1 protein-coding gene is annotated in these 649 nt (G+C 67.0%); it reads right to left on the reverse strand.

Translation table 11 applies throughout. The features are described 5' to 3' along the window. A partial coding sequence (locus tag QN219_RS33770; protein ID WP_284004761.1) for a SulP family inorganic anion transporter occupies positions 1–649 on the reverse strand: 649 nt, incomplete at both ends.

A 649-nucleotide genomic window follows, 5' to 3' on the forward strand; every position in this document is an offset into this window, starting at 1 on the left:
GGAGCCGAAGCTCACCAGAAAGATCGCCCCGGCGCCAAGCAGGAGCGACTGAAGGTCGAGGCCCGCGATCGACGGCAGTGTCAAGGACGGCACGCCGCGCGGAATATCGCCGACCACCTTGATGCCGTGCCCTTCGAAATCGAACAGGGCCGACAGCAACACGGCGAGGGCGACGACCAGCACCGGCCCGGGAATGCGTGATTGCATGACGCGCGCCGCCTGTAAGAGCGCAAAGGACACCGCGGCAAGCAGCAACGACGGCCAATGGATCGATCCGGCCTTGCTGATGAGTTCGAGGATGGGCGCCATCAGGCCGTCAACCTCGATGTCGAGGCCGGTGACCCGGTCGATCTGGCCGATCAGGATCGAAAGCGAGATGCCGGCAAAAAAGCCGATCAGGATCGGACGCGACAGGAAGGTCGCAAGCACGCCGAGCCGCACGGCGCGCGCGATCAGGCACAGGGCGCCGACGGCGAGCGCCAGCAATGCTGCCATTGCGACCCGGTCCCCAGCCGCCCCCGGCACGGCATAGACGGTGGTGAGCACCGCTGCCAGCACCGTCATGGTCGGGGCGTCCGGCCCCACGATCAGGCGTCGCGAGGGCCCAAAGAGGGCATAGGCGACGAGCGGGGTGATGCTGGCGTAAAGG

The organism is Sinorhizobium sp. 8-89 (genome assembly GCF_030124325.1).
GTDB lineage: Bacteria > Pseudomonadota > Alphaproteobacteria > Rhizobiales > Rhizobiaceae > Sinorhizobium.